This is a genomic window from Vibrio sp. V03_P4A6T147 (assembly GCF_002241085.1).
Taxonomy (GTDB): Bacteria; Pseudomonadota; Gammaproteobacteria; order Enterobacterales; family Vibrionaceae; genus Vibrio; species Vibrio anguillarum.
In genome coordinates this window covers 1-2,255 of record NZ_NDIO01000365.1, presented here as the reverse complement: position 1 = coordinate 2,255, position 2,255 = coordinate 1, and the positions used below count along the sequence as shown (strand labels likewise).

The following is a 2,255-nucleotide window of genomic DNA, read 5'->3' as shown; positions in this document are numbered from 1 at the left end:
ACCTTTATCTATTTTTCGTTGAGGCCCGGATTTTAACTGAACTTTGGACACATTCAAATCAACAAATGTCTTTAGGGGCCGTATTATTGCGAGAGAATAAGGATGACCAAGCTAGGCTAGAGTTGTTATACTGTGAAGCCATTTTAGTTCAAACAGTTATTAGATAGAGATCATGCTGAAAATATATAACTCAATCACTAGACAAAAAGAAGAATTCAAACCAATTCATGCCAACAAAGTGGGGATGTATGTCTGTGGAGTCACCATTTATGATCTCTGTCATATTGGCCATGGTCGCACCTTCGTTTCTTTTGATGTGATTTCTCGCTACTTGCGCTACTTAGGCTATGACCTTACATTTGTGCGTAACATCACTGATATTGATGACAAAATCATTAAACGTGCTGCAGAAAATGGTGAATCTTGCGATTCGCTAACCGAGCGCTTAATCGCAGACATGCATGCAGATTTCGATGCATTGAATATGAAACGTCCAGATGTCGAGCCTCGTGCAACCGCTTATATCCAAGAAATCATAGGCTTGGTGCAACGACTGATTGAACGCGGTTTTGCTTACGTTGCTTCTAATGGTGATGTGATGTTTGAAGTCAGCAAATTTGACGAATACGGCAAGTTATCCAAACAAGATCTCGATCAGCTTCAAGCGGGCGCTCGTGTTGATGTTGATCTTGCTAAGCGTAGCCCACTTGATTTTGTGTTGTGGAAAATGTCGAAGCCGGGCGAACCCACTTGGGAATCCCCATGGGGAGAAGGACGCCCAGGCTGGCACATCGAATGTTCGGCGATGAATTCAGCGATTTTGGGTAACCACTTTGATATTCATGGTGGAGGCTCTGATTTGCAGTTTCCTCACCATGAAAATGAAATTGCTCAGTCATGCTGCGCACATGACACTCCCTATGTGAACACATGGATGCACAGTGGCATGGTGATGGTGGATAGAGAAAAAATGTCTAAATCATTAGGGAATTTTTTCACAATCCGCGATGTACTTGCTCACTATGATGCGGAAACGGTGCGCTATTTCTTGATGTCGGGCCATTATCGTAGCCAATTAAATTACAGCGAAGATAACCTAAAACAAGCGCGAGCCTCGCTAGAGCGTCTATACACAGCGTTGAGAGGGTTGGATTTAACCGTAGCAGTTGCGGGCGGTGAAGAGTATGTCAGTCGCTTTACGATAGCGATGAATGATGACTTTAATACGCCAGAGGCTTATTCCGTATTGTTTGATATGGCACGTGATATCAACAAGTTGAAGACAGAAAATCTTCAGCAAGCCAGCGCTCTTGGCGCACTTATGCGTGAGCTTGCCGATGTGATTGGCATTTTGCATCAAGATCCAGAAGCGTTTCTTAAAGGGGACACTAATGGCGACGAACAAGTGGCTGAGATTGAAGCTTTGATCAAACTGCGTAATGACTCACGTGCAGCAAAAGATTGGGCTAATGCTGACGTGGCACGCGATAAGTTGAACGAACTCGGCATCATTTTAGAAGATGGCCCAAGTGGGACTACTTGGCGTCGTAAATAATCAGGCAGTTAACTTGTCGATGATGGGCTTGAACTTTATTGGTTAAGCCCATTTTGTTTTTCGTCCACGATTAAGGTTTTCATGTCAATTATTTTAGGTATAGATCCCGGCTCGCGAATCACAGGTTATGGTGTGATCAGGCAGCATGGACGATATTTGTACTATCTTGGTAGTGGATGTATTCGTACATCCGAAAAAGAGTTACCTGGGCGGCTCAAGCAAATTTACGCTGGCGTGACGGAAATCATCACACAGTTTCAGCCTGATGTTTTTGCCATCGAGCAAGTATTTATGGCAAAGAATGCGGACTCAGCACTCAAACTCGGGCAAGCAAGGGGCAGTGCTATTGTGGCGGCGGTGAATGCGGATCTTCCAGTCTATGAATATGCCGCTCGACTGGTTAAACAATCTGTAGTTGGTACGGGTAGTGCTGATAAAGCGCAGGTGCAACATATGGTCCAGCAAATGCTCAAATTATCGGCTAAGCCACAAGCGGATGCCGCTGATGCTCTGGGTGTGGCAATTTGTCATGCGAATACCAATAAAACCTTGATTGCGTTAGCTGGGCGGGCAAGCAGTGCTAAAAAAGGCCGATATCGCTGAAAAACCGATCTCGAGCGAGGTGGTATTTTTCTACTGGCTATACATCCAGTTATTTATTATCATCCGAGTCAAATAACCTCATTTCTCTAAGGAATTT

The 2,255-nt window shown here is 44.3% G+C and carries 2 protein-coding genes; both read left to right on the top strand.

Translation table 11 applies throughout. From position 1 onward, the window contains the following. The first annotated feature begins 172 nt into the window (after positions 1 to 172). A complete protein-coding gene (gene cysS, locus B9J84_RS14220; protein ID WP_094124411.1) occupies positions 173 to 1,555 on the top strand; it encodes a cysteine--tRNA ligase in 1,383 nt (460 codons plus the stop codon). Positions 1,556 to 1,636: 81 nt separating this feature from the next. Then, positions 1,637 to 2,158 (top strand): crossover junction endodeoxyribonuclease RuvC, encoded by a 522-nt coding sequence (ruvC, locus tag B9J84_RS14215; protein WP_013856565.1) that lies wholly within the window; start codon positions 1,637 to 1,639, stop codon positions 2,156 to 2,158. Positions 2,159 to 2,255 lie beyond the last annotated feature (97 nt).

Coding starts and splice junctions, on each gene's coding strand:
- ruvC (WP_013856565.1), top strand. CDS start 1,637: ATGTCAATTATTTTAGGTATAGATCCCGGCTCGCGAATCACAGGTTAT.
- cysS (WP_094124411.1), top strand. CDS start 173: ATGCTGAAAATATATAACTCAATCACTAGACAAAAAGAAGAATTCAAA.